23 protein-coding genes and 1 riboswitch are annotated in these 25,464 nt (G+C 45.9%); of the genes, 18 read left to right on the top strand and 5 right to left on the bottom strand.

Annotation, left to right across the window (positions count from 1 at the left end):
• The first annotated feature begins 226 nt into the window (after positions 1 to 226).
• The 3 genes from NSS82_RS27395 to dnaI all read left to right on the top strand — a co-directional run bounded on the left by NSS82_RS27395 (position 227) and on the right by dnaI (position 3,277).
• Positions 227 to 523: a YuiB family protein gene (locus tag NSS82_RS27395; RefSeq protein WP_036685224.1), complete on the top strand. Its 297-nt coding sequence runs from the start codon at positions 227 to 229 to the stop codon at positions 521 to 523.
• Positions 524 to 763: 240 nt separating this feature from the next.
• Positions 764 to 2,302, top strand: a complete 1,539-nt coding sequence (locus NSS82_RS27390; protein ID WP_038573182.1) for a DnaD domain protein — start codon at positions 764 to 766, stop codon at positions 2,300 to 2,302.
• 18 nt (positions 2,303 to 2,320) lie between these two features.
• Positions 2,321 to 3,277, top strand: a complete 957-nt coding sequence (gene dnaI, locus NSS82_RS27385; RefSeq protein ID WP_036685219.1) for a primosomal protein DnaI — start codon at positions 2,321 to 2,323, stop codon at positions 3,275 to 3,277.
• Positions 3,278 to 3,751: 474 nt separating this feature from the next.
• Here dnaI and NSS82_RS27380 read toward each other — a convergent pair whose 3' ends face one another.
• Positions 3,752 to 3,910, bottom strand: a complete 159-nt coding sequence (locus NSS82_RS27380) for a YqzM family protein (RefSeq protein ID WP_094902239.1) — start codon at positions 3,908 to 3,910, stop codon at positions 3,752 to 3,754.
• 354 nt (positions 3,911 to 4,264) lie between these two features.
• Here NSS82_RS27380 and trxA point away from each other — a divergent pair, with 354 nt between their 5' ends.
• A complete protein-coding gene (trxA, locus tag NSS82_RS27375; RefSeq protein WP_036679814.1) occupies positions 4,265 to 4,582 on the top strand; it encodes a thioredoxin in 318 nt (105 codons plus the stop codon).
• A gap of 121 nt (positions 4,583 to 4,703) precedes the next feature.
• Complete coding sequence (gene uvrC, locus NSS82_RS27370) at positions 4,704 to 6,656, top strand: excinuclease ABC subunit UvrC (RefSeq protein ID WP_306031596.1); 1,953 nt, start codon at positions 4,704 to 4,706, stop codon at positions 6,654 to 6,656.
• 98 nt (positions 6,657 to 6,754) lie between these two features.
• Here the strand turns inward: uvrC and NSS82_RS27365 are convergent, their stop codons facing one another.
• Positions 6,755 to 8,431 (bottom strand): CPBP family intramembrane glutamic endopeptidase, encoded by a 1,677-nt coding sequence (locus NSS82_RS27365; RefSeq protein ID WP_076272747.1) that lies wholly within the window; start codon positions 8,429 to 8,431, stop codon positions 6,755 to 6,757.
• 320 nt (positions 8,432 to 8,751) lie between these two features.
• Positions 8,752 to 8,929: riboswitch (cyclic di-AMP (ydaO/yuaA leader) on the top strand.
• A gap of 62 nt (positions 8,930 to 8,991) precedes the next feature.
• Here NSS82_RS27365 and NSS82_RS27360 point away from each other — a divergent pair.
• The gene (locus NSS82_RS27360) at positions 8,992 to 10,350 is read left to right on the top strand and encodes a TrkH family potassium uptake protein (RefSeq protein ID WP_076272748.1); all 1,359 of its coding nucleotides are present in this window, start codon (positions 8,992 to 8,994) and stop codon (positions 10,348 to 10,350) included.
• 13 nt (positions 10,351 to 10,363) lie between these two features.
• Positions 10,364 to 11,035, top strand: coding sequence for a potassium channel family protein (locus tag NSS82_RS27355; RefSeq protein WP_036679808.1), 672 nt, complete (start codon positions 10,364 to 10,366; stop codon positions 11,033 to 11,035).
• Positions 11,036 to 11,559: 524 nt separating this feature from the next.
• Here NSS82_RS27355 and NSS82_RS27350 read toward each other — a convergent pair.
• Positions 11,560 to 12,462: a LysR family transcriptional regulator gene (locus NSS82_RS27350; protein ID WP_036679806.1), complete on the bottom strand. Its 903-nt coding sequence runs from the start codon at positions 12,460 to 12,462 to the stop codon at positions 11,560 to 11,562.
• Between the two features lie 404 nt (positions 12,463 to 12,866).
• Here NSS82_RS27350 and NSS82_RS27345 point away from each other — a divergent pair, with 404 nt between their 5' ends.
• The 7 genes from NSS82_RS27345 to NSS82_RS27315 all read left to right on the top strand — a co-directional run bounded on the left by NSS82_RS27345 (position 12,867) and on the right by NSS82_RS27315 (position 19,672).
• Positions 12,867 to 13,532 carry a succinate dehydrogenase cytochrome b558 subunit gene (locus tag NSS82_RS27345; RefSeq protein ID WP_036679804.1) on the top strand — a complete coding sequence of 222 codons (666 nt, stop codon included), beginning with the start codon at positions 12,867 to 12,869 and terminating at the stop codon, positions 13,530 to 13,532.
• A 45-nt stretch (positions 13,533 to 13,577) separates the two neighbouring features.
• The gene (gene sdhA / locus NSS82_RS27340; RefSeq protein ID WP_036679802.1) at positions 13,578 to 15,320 is read left to right on the top strand and encodes a succinate dehydrogenase flavoprotein subunit; all 1,743 of its coding nucleotides are present in this window, start codon (positions 13,578 to 13,580) and stop codon (positions 15,318 to 15,320) included.
• A gap of 75 nt (positions 15,321 to 15,395) precedes the next feature.
• Entirely contained in the window at positions 15,396 to 16,160 is a 765-nt protein-coding gene (sdhB, locus tag NSS82_RS27335) for a succinate dehydrogenase iron-sulfur subunit (protein ID WP_036679800.1), read from the top strand.
• A 210-nt stretch (positions 16,161 to 16,370) separates the two neighbouring features.
• Complete coding sequence (locus NSS82_RS27330; protein WP_051491089.1) at positions 16,371 to 17,162, top strand: DUF3891 family protein; 792 nt, start codon at positions 16,371 to 16,373, stop codon at positions 17,160 to 17,162.
• A 57-nt stretch (positions 17,163 to 17,219) separates the two neighbouring features.
• Entirely contained in the window at positions 17,220 to 18,149 is a 930-nt protein-coding gene (locus NSS82_RS27325; RefSeq protein ID WP_081386622.1) for a metallophosphoesterase, read from the top strand.
• Between the two features lie 38 nt (positions 18,150 to 18,187).
• The gene (locus NSS82_RS27320; protein ID WP_051491088.1) at positions 18,188 to 18,730 is read left to right on the top strand and encodes a GNAT family N-acetyltransferase; all 543 of its coding nucleotides are present in this window, start codon (positions 18,188 to 18,190) and stop codon (positions 18,728 to 18,730) included.
• Positions 18,731 to 18,940: 210 nt separating this feature from the next.
• Complete coding sequence (locus tag NSS82_RS27315) at positions 18,941 to 19,672, top strand: NADPH-dependent oxidoreductase (RefSeq protein ID WP_254924580.1); 732 nt, start codon at positions 18,941 to 18,943, stop codon at positions 19,670 to 19,672.
• A 143-nt stretch (positions 19,673 to 19,815) separates the two neighbouring features.
• Here NSS82_RS27315 and NSS82_RS27310 read toward each other — a convergent pair whose 3' ends face one another.
• Both NSS82_RS27310 and NSS82_RS27305 read right to left on the bottom strand, forming a co-directional pair.
• Positions 19,816 to 20,625, bottom strand: a complete 810-nt coding sequence (locus NSS82_RS27310) for a histidinol-phosphatase (protein WP_038573175.1) — start codon at positions 20,623 to 20,625, stop codon at positions 19,816 to 19,818.
• A gap of 71 nt (positions 20,626 to 20,696) precedes the next feature.
• Entirely contained in the window at positions 20,697 to 21,599 is a 903-nt protein-coding gene (locus NSS82_RS27305) for a LysR family transcriptional regulator (protein ID WP_038573173.1), read from the bottom strand.
• 254 nt (positions 21,600 to 21,853) lie between these two features.
• On the opposite strand from NSS82_RS27305, the gene NSS82_RS27300 reads away from it, so the two are divergent.
• The 4 genes from NSS82_RS27300 to NSS82_RS27285 all read left to right on the top strand — a co-directional run bounded on the left by NSS82_RS27300 (position 21,854) and on the right by NSS82_RS27285 (position 25,463).
• The gene (locus tag NSS82_RS27300) at positions 21,854 to 22,309 is read left to right on the top strand and encodes a chemotaxis protein CheX (protein ID WP_036679793.1); all 456 of its coding nucleotides are present in this window, start codon (positions 21,854 to 21,856) and stop codon (positions 22,307 to 22,309) included.
• Between the two features lie 28 nt (positions 22,310 to 22,337).
• The gene (locus NSS82_RS27295; protein ID WP_036679791.1) at positions 22,338 to 23,114 is read left to right on the top strand and encodes an SDR family NAD(P)-dependent oxidoreductase; all 777 of its coding nucleotides are present in this window, start codon (positions 22,338 to 22,340) and stop codon (positions 23,112 to 23,114) included.
• A 97-nt stretch (positions 23,115 to 23,211) separates the two neighbouring features.
• A complete protein-coding gene (locus tag NSS82_RS27290; protein ID WP_076272749.1) occupies positions 23,212 to 24,720 on the top strand; it encodes a DEAD/DEAH box helicase in 1,509 nt (502 codons plus the stop codon).
• Entirely contained in the window at positions 24,717 to 25,463 is a 747-nt protein-coding gene (locus tag NSS82_RS27285; RefSeq protein ID WP_036679788.1) for an ABC transporter ATP-binding protein, read from the top strand. Before NSS82_RS27290 ends, NSS82_RS27285 begins: the two co-directional genes overlap by 4 nt.
• Position 25,464 lies beyond the last annotated feature (1 nt).

Genomic DNA, 25,464 nt, shown 5'->3' with positions numbered 1-25,464 from the left:
TTAGTCTTACGAAGCATCTGCTTCATAGGCTATGTATGATCTGATTAATCTACTTGCATTGTATCGCAATCAAGCCGCCAAGAGCAAACGGAGGCATCCTGTAAGTGTGCGAATTAGTGCGTGAATTTGAATAAAGTTCATTGCTTCGTGACATTTTTTCTAGTAAACTTACTACTAGCTTGTAAAAGATGTGCGCTTCTTTATAGAAAGGGGTGGAGACGGTAAGATGGGATTTATTCCAGTGTTTATCCTAGCCGTTTTATTCTTTGTGATGATGTTTGGTATCGGCTTTATTCTTAACATGTTAATGAAGACAACCTGGTTCCCCGCTTATCTATTCGTACTTATTATTCTACCCGTCGTAATCTATTCTATTTGGGATAGAAACGCGATGTCGCTCTGGGAGCATCTCTCCAGTTTCCACTTTGTTGATTATCTTACAGGTGTCGCTGGTCTTGCAGGTGCTATACTTAGTGGATGGACCATTCAAAAGCTGCGCTTTGGCGGTTACAAGATGTTTTAAAGATTCGAAAGAGCCTATGTTATGAATCAGTCTTATATTTCTGCGAGAAACGGGATACCTTCCTCTTTAGAGGACGGCGAAGCCGTTTCTTCTTGTTTAATAGAGGTAGATATTCGTAAGAAGAAGTTGATTATATTGCGAAAAGAGTCGAAATTGGGATTTTATTTACATTTTCGCTATGTTAATTTGTGATAGAATAGAATCCTGTATGAATTCGTGTAAACAAGGGGGTATCCGTAGATGCGGATGAGTAACTTACATCATTTCACCGAACATCATCGGTACTGCGTTTCCCGCGAATTTGGTCTTAGTGTTATAGATGGACGTATGCTTAGCTCTGTATATCAACCTATGGTGGGAGCCTTTGCAATCAGTTTCTATCGCTTGCTGGTTGAACATGTGCCAGCAGATAGCATTGGCTATTCTGGAGTGGAGCAACAGCGCAGGCTATTTATGACTTTGGGTGTTGAACCCAATGAGAAAGGCCGCAAATATTTAATTGATCAGGCTTCCCGGTTAGAAGCAGTGGGTCTGTTGCAGACCTGTCGAATCTATGTGCCGGAAACAGATGATTATTTATATGAATATGAGCTAATGCCGCCGCTATCGCCAGCCGACTTTTTTGCCACTCAGCATTTAACCTTGCTGTTACGTGATAAGATTGGCAAATTTGCTGTGCTGTCCTTACGGGAACAGTTCTGGAATCGCGAGCCGGAAGAGTGGAGTCGCAGATCTATAGGCAAAGAGAATATTTCCGTGCCTTTTTATGATATTTTTCAACTTAATACACATGTCATTGATTATGAGTTGGAGCAAGCTTTGGCGGAGGTAGCCTCTGTTCGACAGCCCGGCACGCTTGAATCCGGAGAGCAGGCAATCGGATATAGTGACATTATTTTGCGTTTTCCACGGGAGTCTGTGAATCGGGCTCATGTAGAAAAACTGCGCTTTGACCATACTCAAATGGGTGTAATTAACTATGTTGCTCATAAATACGAACTGAGTCCGCAGGATTTATGTCGTTTGCTGGATGAGGATGGAGTGTTCTCACCGGAGGGCGAGGTAATGCTGGATGCGTTGCAATATAAAGCGAGCCAACATTTCAGGCAAGATATGAAACGACAGGAAAAACGTGAAATTGCGGCTGCAAAAGTTGTTTCCATCCGGTCCAGTGCGACCGAAGAGAATGATGATTCTATAGCACCACCAGAGCAATCAGTTGAGATGGAGTATTATGTAGAAGTACCGCCACAATTTTTGTCCAAATGCGACATTCACCAATATAATATGATGCTGCGTAACGAACCTTATACAAGACTGCTACAAACCTTTTTCCCGGGTGCAGTGCCCAGCCATCTGATGGATATGTTCGAGAAAATAGATCTGAACTATAAGCTGAGCGGTGAAGTAATTAATGTACTCATTCATTATTTAATGACTATGGTAGCTTCGGGTGGAGAACAGCGGATGAACCGCAATTTTGTAGAGGCTATCGCCTCCAATATGCTGGTTAAACAAGTGAACACCTATGAGAAGGCTGTAAGATATATTAGAGATCAGTCCAAAGTGAAGGGCAAGGGGACAACGCCTAATACTGCTGGAGGAACACGATCACGTTCTTATGCCAAAAATACAGGCCGATCCAATAAACCGGAAATTCCGATTGTGCTGGATGATGGAAGTGCCGGAACAGTATCGGAAGAGGAATTCGCGGCGATGATGAAGAAAGCGGCAGAAATTAAGGCTAGTAAGAAAAAAGGCGTATCGCAAACGCCTTAATGAAAGAGAGGTGGAACAATGGAGTCTATGGGCGATGTACTTCGTTCGATCAACAATCCAACTCTACGGCAGCGTCAACGCGATCTTGAACAGGGGTTATTCAATCATCCACTTGTGAAGGCATTACAGTCCGAACATCCTGAGCTGGACGAATCACGACTGCGGCTTCATATGAGTCGCCTGTATCAATATGTAGAGGAAAGCCGAAACTGTGCGAACTGCCCAGGACTAGAGAAGTGTCCAAATGATTTTCCTGGCCATTATAGTAAACTAACGGTAGAAACTGTGAATGGTTCAGTGGATCTATATGAACGCAAGACGGCATGCCGACTTAAAGTGGCACAAGATAATCAGGATAATATCCGCAAACGTATTCGTAGCTTTTATGTGGACGAGCGTGTACTTAACGGCGGTTATGATGAGATAGATATTATGGGCAAAGACCCGCGCCGGGTCTCGGCTGTGAATAAAATATTTGATTATATCACCAGTGTTAAAGAGGAAGGCCTGACTTCACGCGGCATTTATTTACATGGCTCTTTCGGAACAGGCAAAACTTTTTTGATGTGTTATTTGCTGCATGAGCTTGCTGTTGCTGGATATACCGGAGTGATCGTATACATGCCAGACTTTATAGAGGACTTGAAATCGATCATGATGGATGGCCAGAAAATGAAGGAAACTGTCGATACGATGAAAAACTGTGATTTGCTTATTTTTGATGACATTGGTGCGGAAAATTTGAATCCTTGGGCTCGTGATCATGTACTTGGGGCGATCTTGAATTATCGGATGAACCGCAAACCAACCTTCTATACCTCGAATTATCCATTGGATGGCTTGGAGAAACATCTTAGCTTTACGAGCAAAGATGGTGAAGAGGTCTATAAAGGCCAACGACTAATGGATCGCATTGCTCCTTTTGTGGATGTGCTTCCACTGCATGGGGAGAATCAGCGAGGGGCCAATAGATAAGCTGGAATATTCATAATGTAAAATTCAAAAGAGCAGTGGTTCTCCTTTTATTGGAGGATGGCTGCTCTTCGTTTTTTTAGTTATTCGAACTCAAACGCCGCTTTTTCCATGCTGCGAAGCAGGATCGCCGGAAGTCTTGAGTGTACTTTAATTGTCCAAACACACTTTCCGGTTGCAACATCTGGCGGGCATACTCACTCTGATCGATAATTAGGGAATACCTCCCTAAAATTCAGAGGTTTCTGCTCATTAGACTACTAATTAGGGAATATCTCCCTAAAAATGAACTGATTCGTCAGCGAAAATAGATATTCTCCCGATTATTAGGGAGGAATTCCCTGATTCTGTTCATTTATAGCAATTATCGGCTATAATCAGGGAGGTTTTCCCTCATTATTCTCAAAAAAAGAAGCCGTCCCATAAGTAGCATTCACTACTTTTGAGACAGCTTCTTTTTATTGTGCGATGATTCCTTTACTCCGAGAGAATGAATTTAAGGATGACCATTCCGAAAAAGACAACCGTCATAAACGTGGTCATTCCGAAAAATCCGGTCATTAAATCCCCAAGATCATTGCGGGGTTCTTCGTTGATATGTTCTCGTGGGTCCCGTACTTGCGCGTTAACATCCATAGTTTCTGCCTCCTTACAGGGACAAGCCCTGTATTGTTAGATGCAAATTGACATTAGTTTTATGAAATAAGTCATTGACAATTAATGCGCTTTCTTTAAGTATACCGAAATGCTGGGGAGGTTGTAAAGAAAAGAGTACGCAAAAAAAATACATTGAAGGCAATATAATTGCGAGTGATATTTCACATATCCCATAAAGATATGTTATACTTGTAATGTGTCGGTAAGTGGTAATTTGGTTATCATATTACATGAAACAATTTATTAACTCATATTTCGGAGCAGCTTCCATGAACTAAGCTTTGGCTTAAGATGTGCGTAATGCTTCGCAAAACTTAAAGGAGGAACAATATCATGGCTATCGTGAACGTGTCTGACCAATCCTTCAGTAACGAAGTGGAAGGTCAAGGTACTGTAGTAGTAGACTTCTGGGCTCCTTGGTGTGGTCCTTGTAAAATGCTCGCTCCAATCTTGGATGAATTGTCCACAGAGCTGGGAGACGACGTGAAAATTGCAAAATTGAATGTGGATGAGAATCCGGAAACGGCTTCCCGTTTTGGTGTTATGAGTATCCCAACTCTGATCTTCTTCAAAGATGGTCAACCGGTAGATAAAGTTGTGGGACTGAACTCCAAAGAATCCCTGAAAAATATCGTAGCAAAACATCAATAATTGATAGATGCTACTGTTCGGGCCTCGGCCCTGCCACTCAGCGCCTTCGGTTCATTCCGGAGGCGTTTTGTGTGCTGAATGCCAACTAATCATGGGTCCAATTTAGCTGGAGGGGATCATTTTGGACAATATCCGCAATAAACTGGCACTACTACCCGATCTGCCTGGCTGCTATCTGATGAAGAATCAGGAAGGCACTATTATTTATGTGGGCAAAGCGAAGGTACTCAAGAATCGGGTGCGGTCTTATTTTACAGGCAGTCATAATGGTAAAACGCAGCGGCTTGTCGCTAATATTGCTGATTTCGAATACATCGTTACGTCCAGTAACATGGAAGCGCTCATTCTAGAGTGTAATCTGATTAAGAAACATATGCCGCGTTATAATGTGCTTTTGAAAGACGACAAGACGTTTCCTTATATAAAAATAACGAATGAAACTCACCCGCGCCTTGAGGTTACACGCCGGGTGATTAAAGATAAAGCAAAATATTTTGGCCCTTATCCTAATGCTTATGCTGCTCAGCAGACAAAAAAGCTCCTAGATCGTATGTACCCGCTTCGTAAATGCGGTGTGATGCCAAAGGAGGTCTGTCTTTACTATCACATGGGCCAGTGTCTGGCACCGTGTGAGAAGGAGGTTCAGAAATCCGAGTATGAGCAGATTACGCAGGATATCGCTGCTTTTCTAGGCGGAGGTCATGAGGCGGTTAAAAAGGATTTACAGCAAAAAATGCAGGAAGCTGCTGAGGAGTTATATTTTGAGCGGGCGAAGGAACTGCGGGATCAGATTATCCATATCGATGCATTGATGGAGAAGCAGAAGATCAACACTACAGATACTAAGGACCGGGATGTATTTGGTTATGCTGTAGACAAGGGATGGATGTGTGTACAGATTCTGTACATGAGACAAGGGAAGATGATTCAGCGCCATTCCTCCGTGTTCCCGTTCTATGGTGAAGCCTACAGTGACTTTATGTCTTATGTGACGCAGTATTATAGTGATAATCCCGCTTTGCCGCAGGAGATCCTGCTGCCGGATGTGCTCGATGAGGAGTCTCTGGCTAATAAAGAGAGTAAACCCGAGATCGCCATAGCTGCTCCAGCAGAAGCGGATTTACAACAGGGTGAAGATACTCCTGAATCGGCTGAAGAGGCTGAGGCACGTGCGACGGCGGCGGAGGAAGCTGCTGCAGCTGGGATCGTGGATGCCGCCGGCGGTGCTTCCATTCTGCAGGAGTGGCTGGGCATTAAGGTGCTTGTGCCACAACGCGGCCTTAAGAAGCAGATGGTTGGCATGGCCTGTCAAAATGCAAGAGTGGCTATCGACGAGAAATTCCGGCTGATTGAACGGGATGAAGAGCGTACCTCTGGAGCAGCGATCAGCTTAGGTGAGAGCTTGGGTCTTGAACGCTTGAGCCGCATTGAGGCGTTCGATAACTCGAACATTCAGGGAACTAACCCGGTCTCAGCGATGGTTGTCTTCATTGATGGCAAGCCTGCACGAAAAGAGTATCGTAAATATAAGGTTCGTACGGTAGTGGGTGCGGATGATTATGGAACGATGCGCGAGGTCATTCGGCGGCGATATGAACGGGTATTGAAGGAGAATCTTCCGATACCGGATCTTATCGTGGTCGATGGCGGGAAAGGGCAAATCTCCTCTGCTATTGATATTCTGGAGAATGAGCTGGGATTATTCATTCCGGTCTGCGGCCTTGTTAAGGATGATAAGCATAAGACGGCTCAGCTTTTGGTTGGAGATCCGCCAGAACCTGTCGCGCTAGCCCGGGACAGTCAGGAATTTTACCTTTTGCAACGGATTCAGGATGAGGTCCATAGGTTCGCGATCACCTTCCACCGTGAACAGCGCGGGAAGTCCATGGTTACCTCCAAGCTGGACTCTATACCTGGTATAGGTGAGAAGCGCCGTAAAGCGCTGCTTAAGCATTTCGGATCGCTTAAGAAAATTAAAGAAGCCTCCGTGGATGATTTCCGTACACTTTCTATTGGAGAAAAGCTGGCAAGACAAATTCTTGATGCGCTCAAGGACGAAGAGCCAACCTCATAGCAATGGTGACAAAAGAAAAAGGGTATCACAGCAGCGACTAAAGCTGCTATGATGCCCTTTTTTAAATTTGGTTATAGGATGTACACTATTTTATTTTCTTAAATCAAAGAAGAAGGCTCCACCGGCTTAGTCTTCTGTGGTGGATTAAATCGATAGACGATGTAAGCGACTATGAATGGCATAATAATCGCGAAGATACCCGCGCCTACATTTACGCTCTCCTTCATAAAGATCAGCGTAGCGCCCATCAGGATGCTGTCAAACACGACGTGGCTGAACATGACAGCAATAAATCCGTAACGAAGGAAAATATAACTGAACAGCAGCCCGATTACGGTCAGCTCAATCGGACGGGAGCTGATGGGATAGATCGGATATAACGTATGGCCAAACGCCCAAACCAGCGTGGTGATCAAGCAAGCGACGAAAGTGTTCCGGAACACCTTTTTCAGCATAGGGATTCCGAAAAAGCGATAAATGGCTTCCTCAGATAAACCAGCGAGCCATGCGACGATAGGCAGAAGCCAAGCATATCTCATGTTATAAGGAGACTGGGTGGCGTCTGTAGTAGACCAATTGTGCAAGGTAAACGATAATATGATGAACATAACCGTCTGCACCCCTAGCAGAACGAAAGCCCACATGTATCCAGCCCGGATACTATCCAACACATATTGTCCATAGCCGGGCTCTTTGGCGCGGGGCCAAGGGTTCATGCCTCCCTCTTTTCGCCATAGGCCATTGCCGCCCACTAAAGAGAAGTAGAGCAAGGAGGACATCAGCAGGCTGTATAAAGCATAAATGATAAACATAATGACAGAGGTAATCTGTGCTTCTAGCCCTTCGCCTGTTGATTCAGGCAGCATATTATAGGTGCTGATCATCATGATTACAAAATAGGCTGAGCTTAGGAATACCCCACGTTTAAAGGAAGTATGCTCTCTTCTAAGAATACTGTAGACGAGTGCCAGAATTCCTAAAATCAGTGTGGGTATACCGTAACCGAATAATGTCAGCTTTTCCGCTAAAGAGGTCTGTCCTTGTACGTAGGAGGTATGCCAAGCCGGTGCAGAGAATCCGGCATTAAAGCTGGAGACCTGCTCTCCACTGAAATCAAAATAATAGTGCAATAAGGATTCGCCGACCTGAACAGTGCTATCCGTATACACCAGCCCATGGTTTCCTGTATTCGATTCAATTTGTAGCTTGGCAGGATTTACTTCCCATTCCTGAAGCCAAGGACGAGCAAGATTCTCCTTCTGCGCTAGAGTGAGGTCAGCTCCCTTGTCCTCTTTTGCACCAACGGAAGCAATGCCAGACCCCTCTTCGGAGGCAACTTTTGCAGCCTTTGAGAAAGCGACAATCTCGCCGGTATACATATTGAGGTCAACGATGATTTGCGGCTCTTGATCCGCTGACGGAGTAAGCGTTGCACGAAAGACATCAAAAGGATATTTTTGATCCAATTTTTTCTTGGTATAGTCCTCCACAAGCTTCTCGCGAGACATATAACCATAAAAGGAAGAGTCCGTCTCGTAAAGTACATTCCATTGATCGTTTGGTGCTTCGGTGTAATTGAGCTTTTGTTCTGCGAATAATACGGCTTGGTCACGGGCTTCTGCCTTGCTAATGACGGTGGTATCTTCACCTGTAGGGCTACTAAGCAGTGAAGGGGAAATCTGAAACATAATAAATAGAATAAGACCGATAATGCCCGAGATGATGAGCCTCTTGGAGAGGGCACGTTGCTGTAAGGGCTGGCCGACGGGATTCATGTAACGCCTCCTTGTTATGTACTGACAATGTTATGTTCCATTATAGTATTAGTGCCTGGTTGGTTACAAAAAACATTATATGTTCTTTTTATGGGTAATAGAGATAGTATAGAATAGTCATGTGAATTTATACCATGAATTTTATCGTGTTCATTTCTGCACGAATGATGAGAATCGGTGTAATTGCAGGGAAAACACGGAAAAGTGATGAGAAAAGGCACTCCTTTTGATGCAGTCTCTTTAAACCGCATTTTTTCATGCGAATGAGCATTAATTGTGTCTTTGTGAATTCACTAAATAACGTATATAATTTGTATGCAATTGTATAGTAGCCGAATTTCTGGTGAAAACGGGGGAACCATAAGAAGTGATGAAAAGTGGAGTGTACACGATAAATGGCACTTTCATCAGGGGTGAATTTCGTTCTGGGAACGAATAGGGCAGCCTGCACAGTCCGAATCCGACAGCTAACCTCGTAGGCTAATTTACTGCAGGAACCAAGTCAGCATTGGTTTTCCAGTGCTTTTTTTGTTGGAATTTTTGATAAGAAGGTGAGCAAAGTGGCTTCACAGTTTCGCAGGAGTTCTGAATTTAAGTTTCTGAAGCTCTCGCCGCCGCAGATACTGGTGCTTGGTTTTGCATCGATTATTCTGATAGGGGCCTTGCTGCTTATGCTGCCCATCTCAAGCACAAGCGGGAATTCCGTGGAATTTATTGATGCATTATTTACTTCAACTTCGGCAACCTGTGTAACAGGGCTTGTTGTGCTGGATACCGGAACTTCGTTCACGATTTTTGGGAAAACCGTAATTATGATCCTGATCCAGATCGGCGGCTTAGGTTTTATGACCATGGCCACTCTATTTTCACTGGTGTTAAAGCGTAAAATATCTTTGCGGGACAGGCTAATCCTACAGGAAGCCATGAATCAAGGCTCTATGGAAGGAATTGTGCGGCTGATCCGAAGAGTCCTCATATATTCTCTTGTCATAGAAGGCTGTGCCGCTTTGCTGCTGTCTATTCGCTGGGCTTTTGATATGCCACTGGGAAAAGCGATTTATTATGGCATATTTCATGCGGTGTCTATGTTTAATAATGCGGGGTTCGATATTTTTGGGGATTTTCGCAGTTTAACTGATTATGTATATGATCCACTTGTGAATATTATTGTGATGTTTCTGATTGTCTCCGGCGGGATTGGTTTTATTGTAATGTCAGATCTGGTGGAGTTTCGGGTAACCCGCAGGCTGTCTCTACATAGTAAAGTTGTCCTGTCCACCAGCACAGGGCTGATTCTGATCGGAGCTCTGGTTATTTTTATATTCGAGTTTACTAACACTCGTACCCTAGGTTCACTGAATTTTGGCGGTAAAATATTATCAGCCTTCTTTCAATCCGTGTCTCCCCGTACGGCTGGCGCGAACACAGTTGATATTGCTGGACTTCGGCAGGCTACACAATTTTTTATAGTGATTCTTATGTTTATTGGTGCTTCTCCAGGCTCAACGGGCGGCGGGATCAAGACAACAACCTTTACGATGATGATTGGTGCTGTTATTGCTATGCTGCGTGGACGGGAAGATGTTGTGTTGTTCCGTTATCGGCTGGCTCAGGAGCGCATCTACAAGGCATTAACGATCACACTGCTGGCTTTGTTGTTAATCGCCTCTGTGTCGATGATACTCTCCACAACTGAAGACAGTAATTTCTTGGCAATCTTGTTTGAGACGACCTCCGCCTTTGCTACGGTAGGACTGACTATGGGGCTAACTCCGGAACTGTCAGCGATCGGTAAGATTCTACTCTGTCTGACGATGTTTGCAGGTCGGCTAGGTCCACTAACCTTGGCGTATGCACTCGGTCCCAAACAGGGTAAACCACTGTATAAGTATCCTGAAGGTAAAATAATTATTGGATAGGAGTTAATTAGAAATGAAAGCACAGCAATTTGTAGTAATCGGCTTAGGTCGCTTCGGTTCAAGCCTGGCGCTTGAGCTGATGGAAATGGGCTACGAGGTGCTCGGCATTGACCACCATGAAGAACGCGTGGAGGAAATGAGCGATCAACTGACGCATACGGTAGTAGCAGATGCTACAGATGAGGGAATTATGCGCTCGCTTGGTGTACGGAACTTTGATTGTGGGATTGTTGCGATTGGTGACAATATGGAGAGAAGCATTCTGGCGGCCATTTTGTTAAAGGAGATTGGAGTCAAGCAAGTGGTGGCTAAGGCAATCTCCATCCTTCATGGCCGCGCACTGTCGCGGCTGGGGGTTGATCGGGTTATTTTTCCGGAGCGGGATATGGGGATTCGTGTGGCACACCAGCTGGTGACGCCCAATTTGCTGGATTATATTGAACTGTCCAAGGATTATAAAATTGTCGAGCTGACCGTGCCATCCTGCATGAACGGCAGAAGCTTGTCCGATTTAAATACAAGAGCTAAATATGGCTGCAGCATTGTTGCCCTAAATAGGGAAAGCGGAATAATCGTCGCTCCAACTGCCCATGATTATTTAAGTGAAGGCGATGTTATGGTACTCATTGGTCCTAATGAAAGTATTGACCGTTTTGAGAGTGAAGTTGTGAACCAAGAATCATAGTAAAAGAAGCTGACTCAAAAGTAGTGAATTCTACTTGGGGGGCAGCTTCTTTTTTATGGAGTAAAGAGTAGGAAAAGTAATGGATTTTACTATGCCATATGACTATAGATCACGCGTAGTGATCTAATATATTGGTTTGTGCGGTTGACGAGTTGTTAGGTGTGATATTCGTACGGCTGTAGTAGATGATTTGTGGTATCTGTGACGGTGGAATATGGGCGATATGCGTTCTTTGTTTGTACGATGTACAGAGTGGGTGTAACTAATTAGGGAAAACCTCCCTAAAAATAGCCGCTATTCGCTCTAAATGAACGACATTAGGGAATTCCTCCCTAATAAACAGTGGGATTCCTTTATTAGTTACTCAATCAGCCGAAAATTAGGGAAGTTTTCCCTAATTATAAGTCTGCTGAACAGAAATCTCTAAATTTCAGGGAGAAATTCCCTAATTACGCAATAAGTGCTTCACTTATTGCCTCATTTGGAGATCAATAGGTGCGCCCCTTGATTCATTTGGTCCGGCTTTACTGCTCACGTTCTGTCAGAAACATCTCTTCGGTTACTTGCACCAGACTGCGAGCAGCCGTGCTCATGCTTCCATCGTCACGGTAAATCAGGCAGGTGGTCCGTTGAGTCTGCTCCAGCTCCTTGATATGTAAGGACACCAGTCCGCCGCCGTTCAGCAGCTCTGGACGCAGATAAGACTTTGGCAGCAACGCAGCCGCTTTGACAGTCGGAAGCAGCCGCACGATGGCTTCGAAGGAGTCAATCTCCATGCGCACATCGGGATCAATCCCGCAGCGCTGGAATAGATCGTCCGTCAGGCGCCGGTACCAGGTACCCTTTGAGAAGAGAATCATAGGCAGCCGGGATAGATTATCCATGGTTAGCTTGGAAGATAAATTTAAAGGATGCTGCTCTGAGACGACCAGTCGCAATTGATCCTCAAACAGAGAAATGCAGCGTAACCCAGGTTCTTGAATAGAGGAAGCGATCAGACCTACATCTGATTTTCCCTCACTAACTGAGGATACGATCTCATGCGTTCGGCCTGTGATCAGCTTCAGCTCTGCGGTCGGATATTTGTCCATATAAGCGTTTACCAGCGGCGGAAGCGTGGTCTGCAGTGAGGTAAGACTAGCCCCCAAGGTGACAAGCCTTGGCTCCCCCTCTTTGAATTTGGAAAGAGCCTCCAGAAACTTTGAACGCTGCTGCCGTTGTTCAAGCGCATAGGAATAAGTGAGACGCCCAACCTCGGTTAACTCCAGTCGCTTGCCATAACGATTAAATAGTGCGACCCCCAGACGTTCCTCGAGTTTAGAAATTTTGCGAGACAAGGCGGGCTGGGATAGATTGAGCTGGCGTGAGGCCCGGTTTAAGCTGGAATGTTCCACAACTGCTGCAAAAACATCTAAATCGTCAAACATATATTGAGGTTCCTCTCCTAGTGCGATGTATGATCAGTAGTGATGAAATTCATAGCCTTAAGGGTAACTGTTCTTATTACATAAGGAAAATCAGGTTATGTCGGAAAATGTTGTTTCGCTAAATGAGAATTATTATCATATAAAATCTATTCTTATGCGTTTATTGTATAACGTTTAATAATTAGATTGCAATTCCCTTATAAGCGAAAAAAGAGTAACATGAAAAGTGACACAAGATATTCACATTTTGTGAAAAATAAAACTAAGTCCGGTAAACTCTAGGATAACGGTAAATTAAGGAATTATGTCTTTGGATTGTCAACGTTATCCTGTGTCAAATGTAGTTCCGGCGGTGAATACCCATTAATGAAAACGCTGTTTTAATCGGAAAGGGGTTACTTTGTATGAAAGGATTTTATTCCAGAAAGATTCATTCCTTGCTAGGCGTTATCCCACTTGGAGCCTTCTTCATTGAGCACATGATGACGAATTTTGCGGCTGTAGAGGGTGGCGCTTCCGGTTTCACTGACAGCGTGTTATGGCTGAACAGCTTACCGCTCGTCTTCTTCCTGGAATTGTTCGGTATATGGCTTCCTCTGCTGTACCATGGGGTATACGGACTTTATATTGCGTATCAATCCAAGCCGAACTTGAACCGTTTCAACATTGAAAGAAACTGGCGTTATACCCTGCAACGGATTACAGGTATTGTTACCTTTATCTTTATCGTCTGGCACTTGTTCCAAACACGGGTTCAGGTGGCAGTGGGTAATGTGGAGCACGAAGAATTAGGCGGTCTCATGCACGATATCGTGACTCAGCCACTTCTGCTGACACTGTATATTATCGGTATCGTTGCTGCATGCTTCCACTTCTCGAACGGTCTCTGGTCTTTCTTAATCAGCTGGGGAATTACCGTCGGTCCTCGTGCACAGCGGGTATCTTCTTACCTCTGTCTTGGCATATTTGTCTTAGTAACGTTCATGTTCCTGATTTCGCTGGTTACTTTCCGTGACAGTGAATTTCAAACTGCAGCAACTATTGCCCAGTCCATAAAGACCTTCATTTAATTTAAGAATCCTTTCTGATATTTTCGATAAAAGGAGTGAACTATCATGGCAACATCCGATATCATTATCGTGGGCGGCGGTCTGGCCGGCTTGATGGCTACCATCAAGGCAGCGGAAGCTGGTGCGCATGTCCATTTATTCTCATTAGTTCCTGTAAAAAGATCACACTCCGTATGCGCGCAAGGCGGCATCAATGGCGCGGTAAATACAAAAGGTGAGGGCGACTCCCCTTGGGAGCATTTTGACGACACTGTCTATGGCGGTGACTTTTTGGCGAATCAGCCGCCGGTTAAGGCGATGTGTGAAGCTGCGCCAGGTATCATTCACCTTATGGACCGGATGGGCGTTATGTTCAACCGCACACCGGAAGGTCTGCTCGATTTCCGTCGTTTCGGCGGAACGAAGCGGCACCGTACAGCTTTTGCCGGCGCGACAACAGGCCAACAGCTGCTGTACGCGTTGGATGAGCAGGTGCGCCGCTGGGAATCTGAAGGTCTCGTAACTAAACGCGAGAACTGGGAGTTCCTTTCGGCTATCATCGACGACGAAGGTGTATGCCGCGGCATCAGTGCCCAGAATCTTAAGACGATGGAGATTGAGACTTTTCCTGCGGATGCTGTTATTTTGGCAAGCGGCGGGCCGGGTATTATTTTTGGCAAAACAACGAACTCCGTTATTAATACAGGGACAGCTGCAAGTGCGGTGTACCAACAGGGTGTACATTATGCCAACGGAGAATTTATCCAGATTCACCCAACCGCTATTCCGGGAGATGACAAGCTCCGCCTGATGTCGGAATCGGCACGTGGCGAGGGCGGCCGTATCTGGACTTATAAAGACGGGAAACCGTGGTATTTCCTCGAAGAAAAATATCCGTCCTACGGTAACTTGGTGCCGCGCGATATTGCTACACGTGAAATTTTTAATGTGTGTGTGGATCAAGGGCTGGGCATTAATGGCGAGAACATGGTGTATTTGGACCTCTCTCACAAGGATCCGAAAGAGCTGGACGTGAAGCTTGGCGGGATTATTGAAATTTACGAAAAATTCATGGGGGATGATCCCCGTAAAATACCAATGAAGATCTTCCCGGCTGTGCACTATTCTATGGGCGGCATGTGGGTTGATTACAATCAAATGACGAACGTTCCTGGTCTTTTTGCAGCCGGAGAATGTGAATATCAATATCATGGAGCGAACCGTCTAGGCGCCAACTCACTGGTATCTGCTATTTACGGCGGTATGGTCGCAGGACCAAAGGCTGTTGAATACATTAAAGGCCTGAAGAAATCATCGCAGGATATCTCTTCTTCCGTATTCGATAGCTTCCACAAAAAGCAAACGGACAAATATGAATCTCTGTTAGCGATGTCAGGTACAGAGAATGCTTATGTGATTCACAAGGAACTGGGCGAATGGATGACCGCCAACATGACCGTGGTGCGGCACAATCCGAAGCTGGAAGCGACCATTGGCAAAATCAAAGAGCTTAAGGAGCGTTATCGCAAGATCAATATGAATGATGCATCGCGCTGGAATAACCAAGGTGTGGCCTTCACTCGCCAGCTCTGGAATATGCTGGAGCTGTCCGAAGCGATGACACTTGGAGCGCTTATGCGGAATGAGAGCCGTGGTGCACATTACAAACCGGAATTCCCAAATCGTAATGATGAGGAGTTCTTGAAGACCACAAAAGCAGCCTGGACTGCAGAGGGTCCACAAATCTCCTACGATGAAGTGGATGTCTCGCTGATTCCTCCACGGGTACGCGATTATTCGAAGGATTAATGCTTTCCAGTAACAGAATAGCTTGCGAGGCAAGCTTCATGAAATAAAATCAGGCAATTTGAGGAGGGAACCATTATGGCGGAAACAGCTGCAGCTCCCAAAAACGTAAAGTTTATCATCACCCGCCAGGACGATCCACAAAGTTCATCGTATGTCGAGGAATTTGAACTTCCTTATCGTCCAGGTATGAATGTGATCAGTGCTTTGATGGAAATTCAGCGTAACCCTGTGAATGCCAAAGGTGACAGCACAGTTCCCGTATGCTGGGATTCCAACTGTTTAGAAGAAGTGTGCGGAGCTTGCTCCATGGTGATTAATGGCAAACCCCGCCAAGCCTGCGCTGCACTTATAGACAATCTGGAGCAGCCTGTACGCATTGAGCCTATGAAGACATTTCCGGTGGTGCGTGACTTAGTCATTGACCGTACCCGGATGTTCAATGCGCTAAAAAGGGTGAAAGCATGGATTCCGATTGACGGTACGTACGATCTTGGACCGGGACCGCGGATGCCGGAGAAAAAACGGCAGTGGGCCTATGAATTATCCAAATGTATGACCTGTGGCGTATGTTTGGAGGCTTGTCCGAATGTCAACGAAAAGACGGATTTCATCGGACCGGCAGCCATTTCTCAAGTACGTCTGTTCAATGCTCACCCTACAGGTGAAATGAACGCTGACGAAAGATTGGACGCTCTTATGGAGGATGGCGGGATCGATGGCTGTGGTAACTCACAGAACTGTGTACGCGCTTGTCCAAAGGGGATTCCTCTTACGACATCTATTGCAGAAATAAACAAGCAAACAACGAAGCATATGTTCAAACGTTGGTTAGGTGTGTAATTAATAGTACCGCCAAATGTTTATCTATTGAGCTATCCTCAAAGTGGATTCCATTCGCTGGGGGTAGCTTTTTTTATGTTGTTAAGACTCTCTTATCTGCTTGAGGCGGGAAAGTCTTGCAGGGCTTGAGCAAGTTCAGAATATTGACCAATTTATGCTATAATATCCATTGTTAACGTAATGTTAGCTGTGGAACAAGGAGGAATAATCTTGATTTGTCGGGAGCAAGATGGAGCAATTGTAATGGTTAAGCAGCATGATCACGGGAAACTTGCCGGAGAGCTGGCCATTGGGTTCAAAGAGCAGCATGTGCCAACTGAAGGACGCCGGGAAGAGGTACTGTGGGCAGTAGCCCAGCATGATAGGGGTTGGATTGATCTCGATGAGACCCCTTTCTGGAATGATGCGGAGCAAGCACCCTACACCTTTATTGATTTTCCTGTAGTGCCTAAGTTGACCTTTTATAAGCGTGGATTAGATGAGATCGAGGAACACACACCGTACGGAGCGTTGCTGTGCAGCTTGCATTTTGAGCGGCTTATTAAGATTTCGGGACTCGATTATCCAGAACTAACGTTATATCAAGAACATGAAGAGGAACGCAGAGCACGTATCCATCGGGAGCTTGAAGCTTCTAAGCCTATCGGAGAAGATGAGCTGTATTATGATGCCCGTCTTTTAGAATTTTGCGATGATCTGTCCTTGTATTTGGCCTTAAATGAGCCGGGGTGTCCGAAATCAGAGGAGCATCCATGGTGGCGTGAAGGGTTCTCAGGCACTGAAGATTTCAGTTTTACGTCAGGTCGTGTTATCACAGCGGAGTGGCAGGATAAGTCAACGTTAATGCTTGAACCGTTTCCTTTTGTAAAAAACCTGGAAGTAGCATTTATGCTGAGACGAGTTCAAAAATCAGAAATCGCAAAAAAAGGGATTGCACGCGCTTACAGCGAAACTCCGGAAGAAGAATGCCGGATTGTTCTAACTGCCCGAAATAATATATAAGTTATTATTTGGACCGTCTGTTTTTCGGGGAAAAGGTAAAGAAAGGAGAATCTCCCTATGAAGATACAATCGTCTGGGGCTTCTCCCAATAAGAATGGCGATAAGATCCACCAGGACCCCTCTAAGGGGCGTTCTGGTAGCGAGTCTACAATTACCCGCCGGCAGTTCCTGACTCGGAGTGCGGCTGCTGTAATCGGCGCAGGATTGCTTACAAGCGGATATGCATGGCAGGGGGAGCCGAACTGGATTGAGGTCACTAAGCTGGACTTGCGTTTTAAGGAGCTTCCTTCCGCTTTTTCAGGGATGAAGCTTGTTCATTTCAGTGATACGCATCTCGGATTTAATAAGGATGCCAGGGATCTGGCCCGACTCGCTAAACATATAAGCAAAGCTGAACCGGATCTTATTTGCTTCACGGGTGACATTGTGGACAGCGATCCTGAGGATCTTGTTGAAGCCGTACCGGTGCTGGCAGCGTTAAGTGCGCCATTGGGTAAATTTGCGATATTAGGCAATCATGATTACAAGAATACCCAGCTGGTTACCGAGCTGCTGGAGTCTGCGGGCTTCCGGGTGCTGAGGAATAAATCCTACCTTCTAAAAAGAGGCGGGGCAGTCATGGCGGTTACGGGTCTGGATGATCTGTTACACGGTAAACCCGACCCAGCGAAAGCCATTACTGGTGTTCCTGAAGGAACCTTTAACGTCCTTTTGATGCATGAGCCGGATTATGCGGATACCGCACAGGCCTATTCATTTGATCTACAGCTTTCCGGGCACAGTCATGGCGGACAAATTCGCCTGCCCTTTATAGGTGCGCCATTTACACCTTATGGATCTCTTAAATACATAAATGGATTGTATTATACAGAAGACAAAGCCATGCCTGTGTATGTGAATAGAGGGTTTGGAGAGACATACATGCCTTTTCGGTTATTGTGTAGGCCAGAATTAACGGTTCTGACGCTGCATCGGTCCATGAGCTGATTAGGCTGGAATTTTAGCTGCACGGAAGGGGAGAGAAGATGAGCACCTATGGAGCAGTGTTGTTAGAGACACAACATGGTTTAGCAGTTGATCTGAGGCTGATCATGCCTGAGGATGTTTTAGCTTTGCGGCAGCTGCTCTCCCATCCAGATGTGCAGCGCCATATTCTAGTACGCTCTGGCCCTGGATCAGCATCTGCCCAGGTGGAGAAGCTGGTAAACCGGATGTTATTTGCTTTCGATCCTTGTGCGCTGCATGCCGGGATCTATTTAAAGGGGCAGCAGCGGTTGATCGGTATAGTGGCTTTGCAGAATTGGAACCGCCGTGAGGGCACAGCTACCTTAGGATATATGCTGGACCCGGCATGGTGGGGATGCGGGCTGGCGACGGAGGCCGTGGGTTTGTTTTTGAACTATAGTGTTCATACCCTTGGGATAACAAGGATCGAAGGACGCTGCACAGGAGATAATATTAGATCGGAACGTGTGATGCTCAAGAACGGTATGAAGCTGGAGCGGGTGATGCCCAAAGTCGGCTCCTTGGACGATGTAATGAAAGTATTCACATTGTTACACAAATGAAATAATGCCGTTATCAAACTCTAACAGTGTGCGGTTAAACTAAGTACATGACCCCCTTTTAAAAATATACTGCTTTGGGACCCGATGATTCGGGTCCATTTTTTTTGATTGAAAAGAGTAGCGTAAGTGATTGGCAGTACCGAATCCGATCGTTTATGATTAACATACTATGGAGTGGAATGACCAAGGAGGCGTAACATTTTGAATGAAGTGGTACAAACATTAAAAAATCATCGTTCTTTCCGGCAATATTCAGACCAGCCTGTGGAGCCAGAGAAGCTACAAATTATGATTGAATCGGCTCAAGCCGCACCGTCATGGGTTCATGGACAGCAGGTATCGATAATCGCCATCAAAGATCCTGCGCGTAAGCAGCAGCTTTCAGTTTTGTGCGGAAATCAGAAGCATGTAGCGGCAGCACCGGTTTTTTTGGTATTTTGCATGGATTTTTATAGAGCTAAAGTAGCTAGTGAGCTGGAAGGCAAGTCTTTTGAAGCCGTGAAAGATGTGGATGCACTTTTGGTTGGAGCTACAGATGTGGGAATCTCATTGTCTAACGCGATTGCAGCGGCGGAATCCATGGGACTGGGCATCATTCCTATTGGGGGTGTGCGACGCAACACAGCGGGTGTTATTGAACTGCTGAAGCTGCCGGAGTACGTATTCCCTGTCGTCGGCCTTTGCGTGGGATACCCAGCGGAGGAGGTTTCTCAGAAGCCGCGGCTGCCACTGGAAGCTATATTTCATGAGGAGCAATACAATCCGGACGTACAAGGCCTCCTGGAGGCGTATAATCAAACCCACCGTGAATTCTTGCAGCAGCAGGGGATGACGGAGAGAGATTGGACCAGTACGATTGCTCATTTTTATGATATCAACCCGGAATATGGAGATGCGAAACGTACGCTGAAACAACAAGGTTTTAGCTGTGATAATCTGTAAATAAACAAAAAAATGCACCAAGCTGAGATTGGTTTAACGGAGGGTGAACCCTGCCCCTAAACCAATAACGCTTGGTGCATTATTTAATTTCTCGCTTAAACGCTTACCGTCCTTATAGGGACGGCGAAGGCGTTTAAGCTTGTTTACAGAGAAACTTTGACTTTTTGGCGCTGCTTGTAGTAAACCCAGTGTGTAAAGCCTATTTCTTTAAGCTGTGCAGCTACCGCGTCCCGATCCTCGGCGACCCGGGACGGCTTATGTGCATCCGAACCAAAACTAACCTCTACGCCAAAATGTAGTGCCCGCTCCAGAATATCTTCAGAGGGATACCAGCCGCCGACCAGCTTAGTCCCGCCTGAGGTATTGATTTCGATGGCCACGTCACATTCACTGATTACACGCAGACAATCGTCAATCGGCTGAGGTGCAGGGATTTCGGAAAAAGCAGGATAATTCCCCTTCATCGCATCAACATGTCCGAGTATTTGGAACATACCACTGCGTGCGGAATCAGCAATTAACCGGTAATATTCAGACTTTACGCGGATCTTCTCATTTTTGCTAAGGTTTTTCCAGCGCCCTTTGTTAAAAATGCTGACTCCACCAACACTATGTACCGATCCAATCACATAATCAAAAGGGTAGGCGGATAATGTCTTACGGTATATCTCAGCATGTTCGGGGAAGTAATCTGATTCGATGCCTAACAGTACGTCGATAACGCCTTCGTACTCTTTTTTGAGGGAGAGAACATCATCTACATAATTAGCAAATTCGGATTTAGCCATTGCGATTTTGGGAAAAGCCTGATCGGATGGATCTCCGAAATAGGGAGTATGATCGGAAATACCTATAACTCCTAATCCAGCGGCAATCCCAGCTTCGATATAATCTCTAATCGTTCCGTCAGCATGGCCACAGCGGAAATGATGGGTGTGTAAATCAAATTTCATCAAGAACATCTCCTTTAAACAAGGTTATGCAATCAGCTCAGAAGTAATCGGTTCCACTTTGTGGGTGGGATTTATTCAGACCCGATAAATTGGGTTTCTGGCATGCCTTTAAGATCGCTTAGGAACTGCCTCATAGCAGAGTTTACGTATTTTCCTGATTTTGTGATCACGCCAACAGGATGGGTGACTTCCAGCTCAATAATTGGCACAATTTTGAGGGTGCCGGCTCGAACCTCAGCGGTTACTGACTGCTTGGAAATAATGGCGGCGCCCAAATCGAGCTCGACCATCCGTTTCACTTCCTCGCTGCTGGTCAGCTCCATAATGACCTGAGGTTGAATGCCATGTTTGTTCAGAACCTCATCCGCAAATTTACGGCCCACTGTATCTGGTGAGAGCAGAATTAGCGGGGTCTTGCTTAAGGCTTCTATCCCAGCGGTCTTCACTTGAGCGAGAGGGTGTCTGGGAGAGACCACCAGTTCGAAGGTATCATAATACAAAATGGAAGTAGACATGCCCGGGCTACGTCCAATTAAATAACCGATGCCGACATCAACAATGCCGTTTTCGACATGCTGATAAATTTGTGATGAGGACATAGAGGAAATTGATGTTTTGATATGGGGGAACTGGTCTTTAAAATAAGAAAGAATACGCGGTAAAATTTGAATGGCGATTGAGGTAGTTGTGCCTAGAACTATATGACCTTGGGGATTTTCATCAAGATCTGCAAGCCGTTCCTTAAGTTCCTCGACAATCCTCACTATTTGTTCCGCATGCTCCAGAAAGACAGTCCCTCTATCCGTTAATGTAACAGGCTGGTTTCGGTCAACCAGCTGAGTCTTAAACTCTTCTTCAAGGCTCTTAATCTGTGCTGAAACCGCTGGTTGGGTCAGATTAAGCAGTTCTCCGGCCTTGCGAAAGCTCATCGTTTTGGAAATTGTTATTAGTGTCTCCAGCTGGCTGATGTTCATGGAATACCTCCTTTGGACCATCGAATTGGATGTGTAATTGCGTTAATATCTTACGTTCTACGTTGGCATTTGTTTAAATTATAGGAGATAATACCCGGCAGAGCAATGTTGCTGCGTAAACTATCTTGGGTTTGAATTCGACATATGCATTAATTTTTGCTGAATTGTGCCGATATATAAAGTATAATATATCCATATTGCTTGGGACTTTTGGTATATGACCAAAGCACGATAAAGGGGGAGACTAGACATTCATGAAAGCAGAAGTAATTAATCCGTTTCTAGAGTCTGCACGGACTGTTATAGAACAAGTAATTCAGGTCTCGCCTTCTACGGGGAGTTTAGGCATTAAAGAAATTGAACTGATCGATAATCATATATGGATTCAAGTAGGGATGACAGGCCAACTGAGCGGAAATATTATATTTGGTATCGCGGAGCAGGTAGCCTTGCGAATGGTATCGATTATGATGGGTGGCTTTGTGATCACCGAGATGGATGAGATGGGTCAAAGTGCGATTTCAGAGCTGAGCAATATGATCAGTGGGAATGCCAGTACCATTCTATATAATCAAGGTGTTTCGGTGGATATAAGTCCTCCTCAGATTATGAAGATGGAAAGCATGTCTTTTATGCCTCGTAAAGCGCTTAGTATTCCGTTGTTGATGGATGGGGTTGGAGAGATGGATATTCAGGTGATGATCTCTTAGGCAAGAGTTAGGAGCTGAAATACTTTTCATGGTACTCAAAGATAAGGTTGTTGTGATTACAGGAGCGTCAAGCGGCATTGGTGCATTAACAGCACAGATGCTTAGTAAAAAGGGGGCAATCCCTGTCTTGGTAGCACGTTCCGAAGCGAAGCTGAAAGAAACAGCGGCTGGTATCCCGGGCGTTTTTGGACTGTACACCTGCGACGTAACAGATGCTGAGGGTGTTCAGAAGACCTTCGCACAAATTTTGGCCGCATATGGCAGAATTGATATTTTGCTAAATAACGCAGGGTACGGCAAATTTGCTGCTTTTACGGAGATGGAGCCTCATGAATTTGACGATATGATGGATGTTAATTACATGGGGATTGTCCGGTGCACGAAGGCTGTTGTTCCACATATGCTGGAGCGGGGAAGCGGCCAGATTGTAAATGTGGCTTCCATGGCAGGGAAGATAGGCACTGCCAAATCTGTAGCCTACACAGCTACCAAACATGCTGTTCTCGGATTCACAAATGCGCTCCGTCAGGAGCTGCGGAAGAGTGGAATTATCGTCTCGGCTGTGAACCCGGGGCCTATCGCCACCGATTTTTTCAAAACGGCTGACCCGTCTGGCAATTATGAGAAGAGTGTAGCCCGGATGATGATGACCCCAGAGCATGTATCTTCCAAGATCGTTAAGGTTATGGAGACCGGCAAAGAAGAGCTCGATCTTCCGGGTCTGGCAGGGTTTGGCATACGGCTTTACGGGCTGTTTCCTCGCCTGGCGGACAAGCTTACTTATAATGCGATGAACAGAAAATAGACCCTGTTGTCAGCTTTATTGGCCTTCCATTTGGTGGAGAGGCCTTTTTGGCATATAATGAAGATATTATCTCAAGCGAAAAGGATGAATTACACTTATGAATAAAGCTTCTTTTGCGGCTATCGGCATTCAGGAAGACCTCATTGCCCGGTTGTCGGAATTCGGCATTAACGCTCCATCCCCGGTACAAGAGCAGACTATACCGCTTCTACTAGAGGGAAGAGATGTTATTGCAGCTTCCCAGACTGGAACGGGTAAGACGTTGGCCTATCTATTGCCGCTGCTTCAAACGATTAATCCGGAGCAGAAGGTGGTCCAAAAGCTGGTGCTCGCCCCTACACAGGAGCTGGCGATGCAAATCTTACGCGAGGCGGAACGTTATGGCGAACCGCGCGGAATTCGAGTTATGGGTCTTATTGGCGGGGCCGCAATCAAACGCCAGATTGACAAGCTGCGTGAGCATCCACAGCTAGTTGTGGGAACGCCTGGGCGGATCCGCGAGCTGATTGGACTTCGTAAATTAAAGATGCATGAAGTCAGTACAATTGTTCTGGATGAAGCGGACCAAATGTTCCAGCTTAGCGGAGCAGGCGAAGTTACAAAAATTGTCAGCAGTGCGCTGCGTTCACGCCAGCTCGTTATGCTGTCGGCAACGATCGGACCAGAGACGAAAGCGCTGGCTAATCGTGAAATGAAGAACCCGGCAGAGGTCGGAATTGCTCCAGGTGTAATGACAGCTGAAAGTTTGGAGCATCATTATGTTGTTGCTGAAGAGCGTAACAAAATGGACATGCTGCGCCGGGTGATTCGCCATTACAATCCCGATAAAGCGATTGTGTTCGTGAATGCTACAGACGATATTGCCGAGGTTGAGGCTAAGCTGAATCATCTTGGGCTTACTGCGGCAGCACTTTACGGAGATGCAGATAAGGTAACGCGTAGCAATGTATTAAAAGGTTTCCGGGAAGGTAAATTTCGTGTGCTTGTTGCCAGTGACGTAGCTGCCAGAGGACTGGATATTGAGAATCTTTCTTTGGTAGTTAGCTACGATCCGGCTTTTGATTCTGAACATTATGTACACCGTGCAGGCCGTACGGGACGGATGGGACGCCGCGGCTTATCTGTAACGATTGTTACAGAGCAACAAACCTTTATCATGCGGAAATTCGCTCGCGAATTGGATATTGCGCTTGAGGAGCGGGAGATGGTCGGTGGTAAGGTGCTTGCAGCAGATGAAGCGCGCAGCGCTTTGCGCAATGGACGGGGACGGAGTAGTGAAGGCAGTGGGCAACGCCGTGATGGATCCGCTCCAGGCAGCGGCAAGCCGCCTGTAAGCACATCTGGAGCCTCCAATGTTCAGTCGCCATCCGTTGGAGCAGGTACGCAGCCTGCCAAAAGAATGGCTACGATTAACACAAGTGAAACAACAAGCGGAGAACAACAGCGCGATCCACAGCGCAGTGTGAATCCTTCTGCGGGAGCACGCGGAGATGCGACTCCTGCACGGAGCAAACGCAGCAGCAATGCGGAACGTGAGAAGAACCGTAAAAATAAAGGAGCTCCAAAGTGGTTGAAAGACAAAACTCCGAGAGGTGACGGTCAATGAATAATGCTCCCGTATTGCAAATTACGGGTCTCAGTGGTGGGTACAGCCTGAATAAGCCAGTGCTGCATGATATTGCACTTCAGGTGCAGCCTGGCGAAATGGTTGGTTTGATTGGTTTAAACGGAGCAGGAAAAAGTACGACGATGAAGCATATTCTAGGATTGATGTCGCCCCATAAGGGCGATATCACCGTACAGGGCAAGACGCGTGCTGAAGATCCCGTTGGATACAATAATGCGTTGTCTTTTGTACCGGAATCGCCGCTACTGTATGACGAAATGACGGTTCGTGAGCATGTTGAATTTACTGCCAGAGCTTATGGGGTAGATCAAAAGGATTATGAATCCCGCACCTCGCATCTTGCCAAGCTGTTCCATATGGAGGATAAGATGGACACCCTATCGACCCATCTATCCAAAGGGATGAAACAGAAGGTTATGATCATGTGCGCTTTCGTTGCACGACCTGCATTATATGTCATCGACGAGCCCTTTTTAGGATTGGATCCGCTAGGTATCCGCTCCTTGCTTGATTTCATGATGGATCTAAAGAACTCTGGATCGTCGATTCTGTTAAGCTCTCATATTCTTTCCACAATAGAGAATTATTGCGACCGTTTTATTGTATTGCATAAAGGTAAGGTGATTGCACAGGGTACGTTGGCGGAAATAGCGGCAACTGCCGGGCATCAGGGGCTGACTTTGGAGCAGCTGTTCTACGAGCTGGTTCAGGGAGGGAAATAAT

This window comes from Paenibacillus sp. FSL H7-0735, assembly GCF_038008505.1.
Lineage (GTDB): Bacteria > Bacillota > Bacilli > Paenibacillales > Paenibacillaceae > Paenibacillus_AQ > Paenibacillus_AQ odorifer.
Note: the sequence above shows the minus strand (reverse complement) of the source record. Positions and strands in the feature narration are given on the sequence as shown.

What these genes read in the sequence shown, in the direction of transcription:
- NSS82_RS27300 (WP_036679793.1), top strand. Translation starts at nt 21,854, where the DNA reads ATGAAAGCAGAAGTAATTAATCCGTTTCTAGAGTCTGCACGGACTGTT.
- NSS82_RS27390 (WP_038573182.1), top strand. Translation starts at nt 764, where the DNA reads ATGCGGATGAGTAACTTACATCATTTCACCGAACATCATCGGTACTGC.
- NSS82_RS27355 (WP_036679808.1), top strand. Translation starts at nt 10,364, where the DNA reads ATGAAAGCACAGCAATTTGTAGTAATCGGCTTAGGTCGCTTCGGTTCA.
- dnaI (WP_036685219.1), top strand. Translation starts at nt 2,321, where the DNA reads ATGGAGTCTATGGGCGATGTACTTCGTTCGATCAACAATCCAACTCTA.
- sdhA (WP_036679802.1), top strand. Translation starts at nt 13,578, where the DNA reads ATGGCAACATCCGATATCATTATCGTGGGCGGCGGTCTGGCCGGCTTG.
- NSS82_RS27345 (WP_036679804.1), top strand. Translation starts at nt 12,867, where the DNA reads ATGAAAGGATTTTATTCCAGAAAGATTCATTCCTTGCTAGGCGTTATC.
- NSS82_RS27305 (WP_038573173.1), bottom strand. Translation starts at nt 21,599, where the DNA reads ATGAACATCAGCCAGCTGGAGACACTAATAACAATTTCCAAAACGATG.
- NSS82_RS27365 (WP_076272747.1), bottom strand. Translation starts at nt 8,431, where the DNA reads ATGAATCCCGTCGGCCAGCCCTTACAGCAACGTGCCCTCTCCAAGAGG.
- NSS82_RS27295 (WP_036679791.1), top strand. Translation starts at nt 22,338, where the DNA reads ATGGTACTCAAAGATAAGGTTGTTGTGATTACAGGAGCGTCAAGCGGC.
- NSS82_RS27395 (WP_036685224.1), top strand. Translation starts at nt 227, where the DNA reads ATGGGATTTATTCCAGTGTTTATCCTAGCCGTTTTATTCTTTGTGATG.
- NSS82_RS27325 (WP_081386622.1), top strand. Translation starts at nt 17,220, where the DNA reads ATGAAGATACAATCGTCTGGGGCTTCTCCCAATAAGAATGGCGATAAG.
- trxA (WP_036679814.1), top strand. Translation starts at nt 4,265, where the DNA reads ATGGCTATCGTGAACGTGTCTGACCAATCCTTCAGTAACGAAGTGGAA.
- sdhB (WP_036679800.1), top strand. Translation starts at nt 15,396, where the DNA reads ATGGCGGAAACAGCTGCAGCTCCCAAAAACGTAAAGTTTATCATCACC.
- NSS82_RS27320 (WP_051491088.1), top strand. Translation starts at nt 18,188, where the DNA reads ATGAGCACCTATGGAGCAGTGTTGTTAGAGACACAACATGGTTTAGCA.
- NSS82_RS27380 (WP_094902239.1), bottom strand. Translation starts at nt 3,910, where the DNA reads ATGGATGTTAACGCGCAAGTACGGGACCCACGAGAACATATCAACGAA.
- NSS82_RS27285 (WP_036679788.1), top strand. Translation starts at nt 24,717, where the DNA reads ATGAATAATGCTCCCGTATTGCAAATTACGGGTCTCAGTGGTGGGTAC.
- NSS82_RS27310 (WP_038573175.1), bottom strand. Translation starts at nt 20,625, where the DNA reads ATGAAATTTGATTTACACACCCATCATTTCCGCTGTGGCCATGCTGAC.
- NSS82_RS27290 (WP_076272749.1), top strand. Translation starts at nt 23,212, where the DNA reads ATGAATAAAGCTTCTTTTGCGGCTATCGGCATTCAGGAAGACCTCATT.
- NSS82_RS27350 (WP_036679806.1), bottom strand. Translation starts at nt 12,462, where the DNA reads ATGTTTGACGATTTAGATGTTTTTGCAGCAGTTGTGGAACATTCCAGC.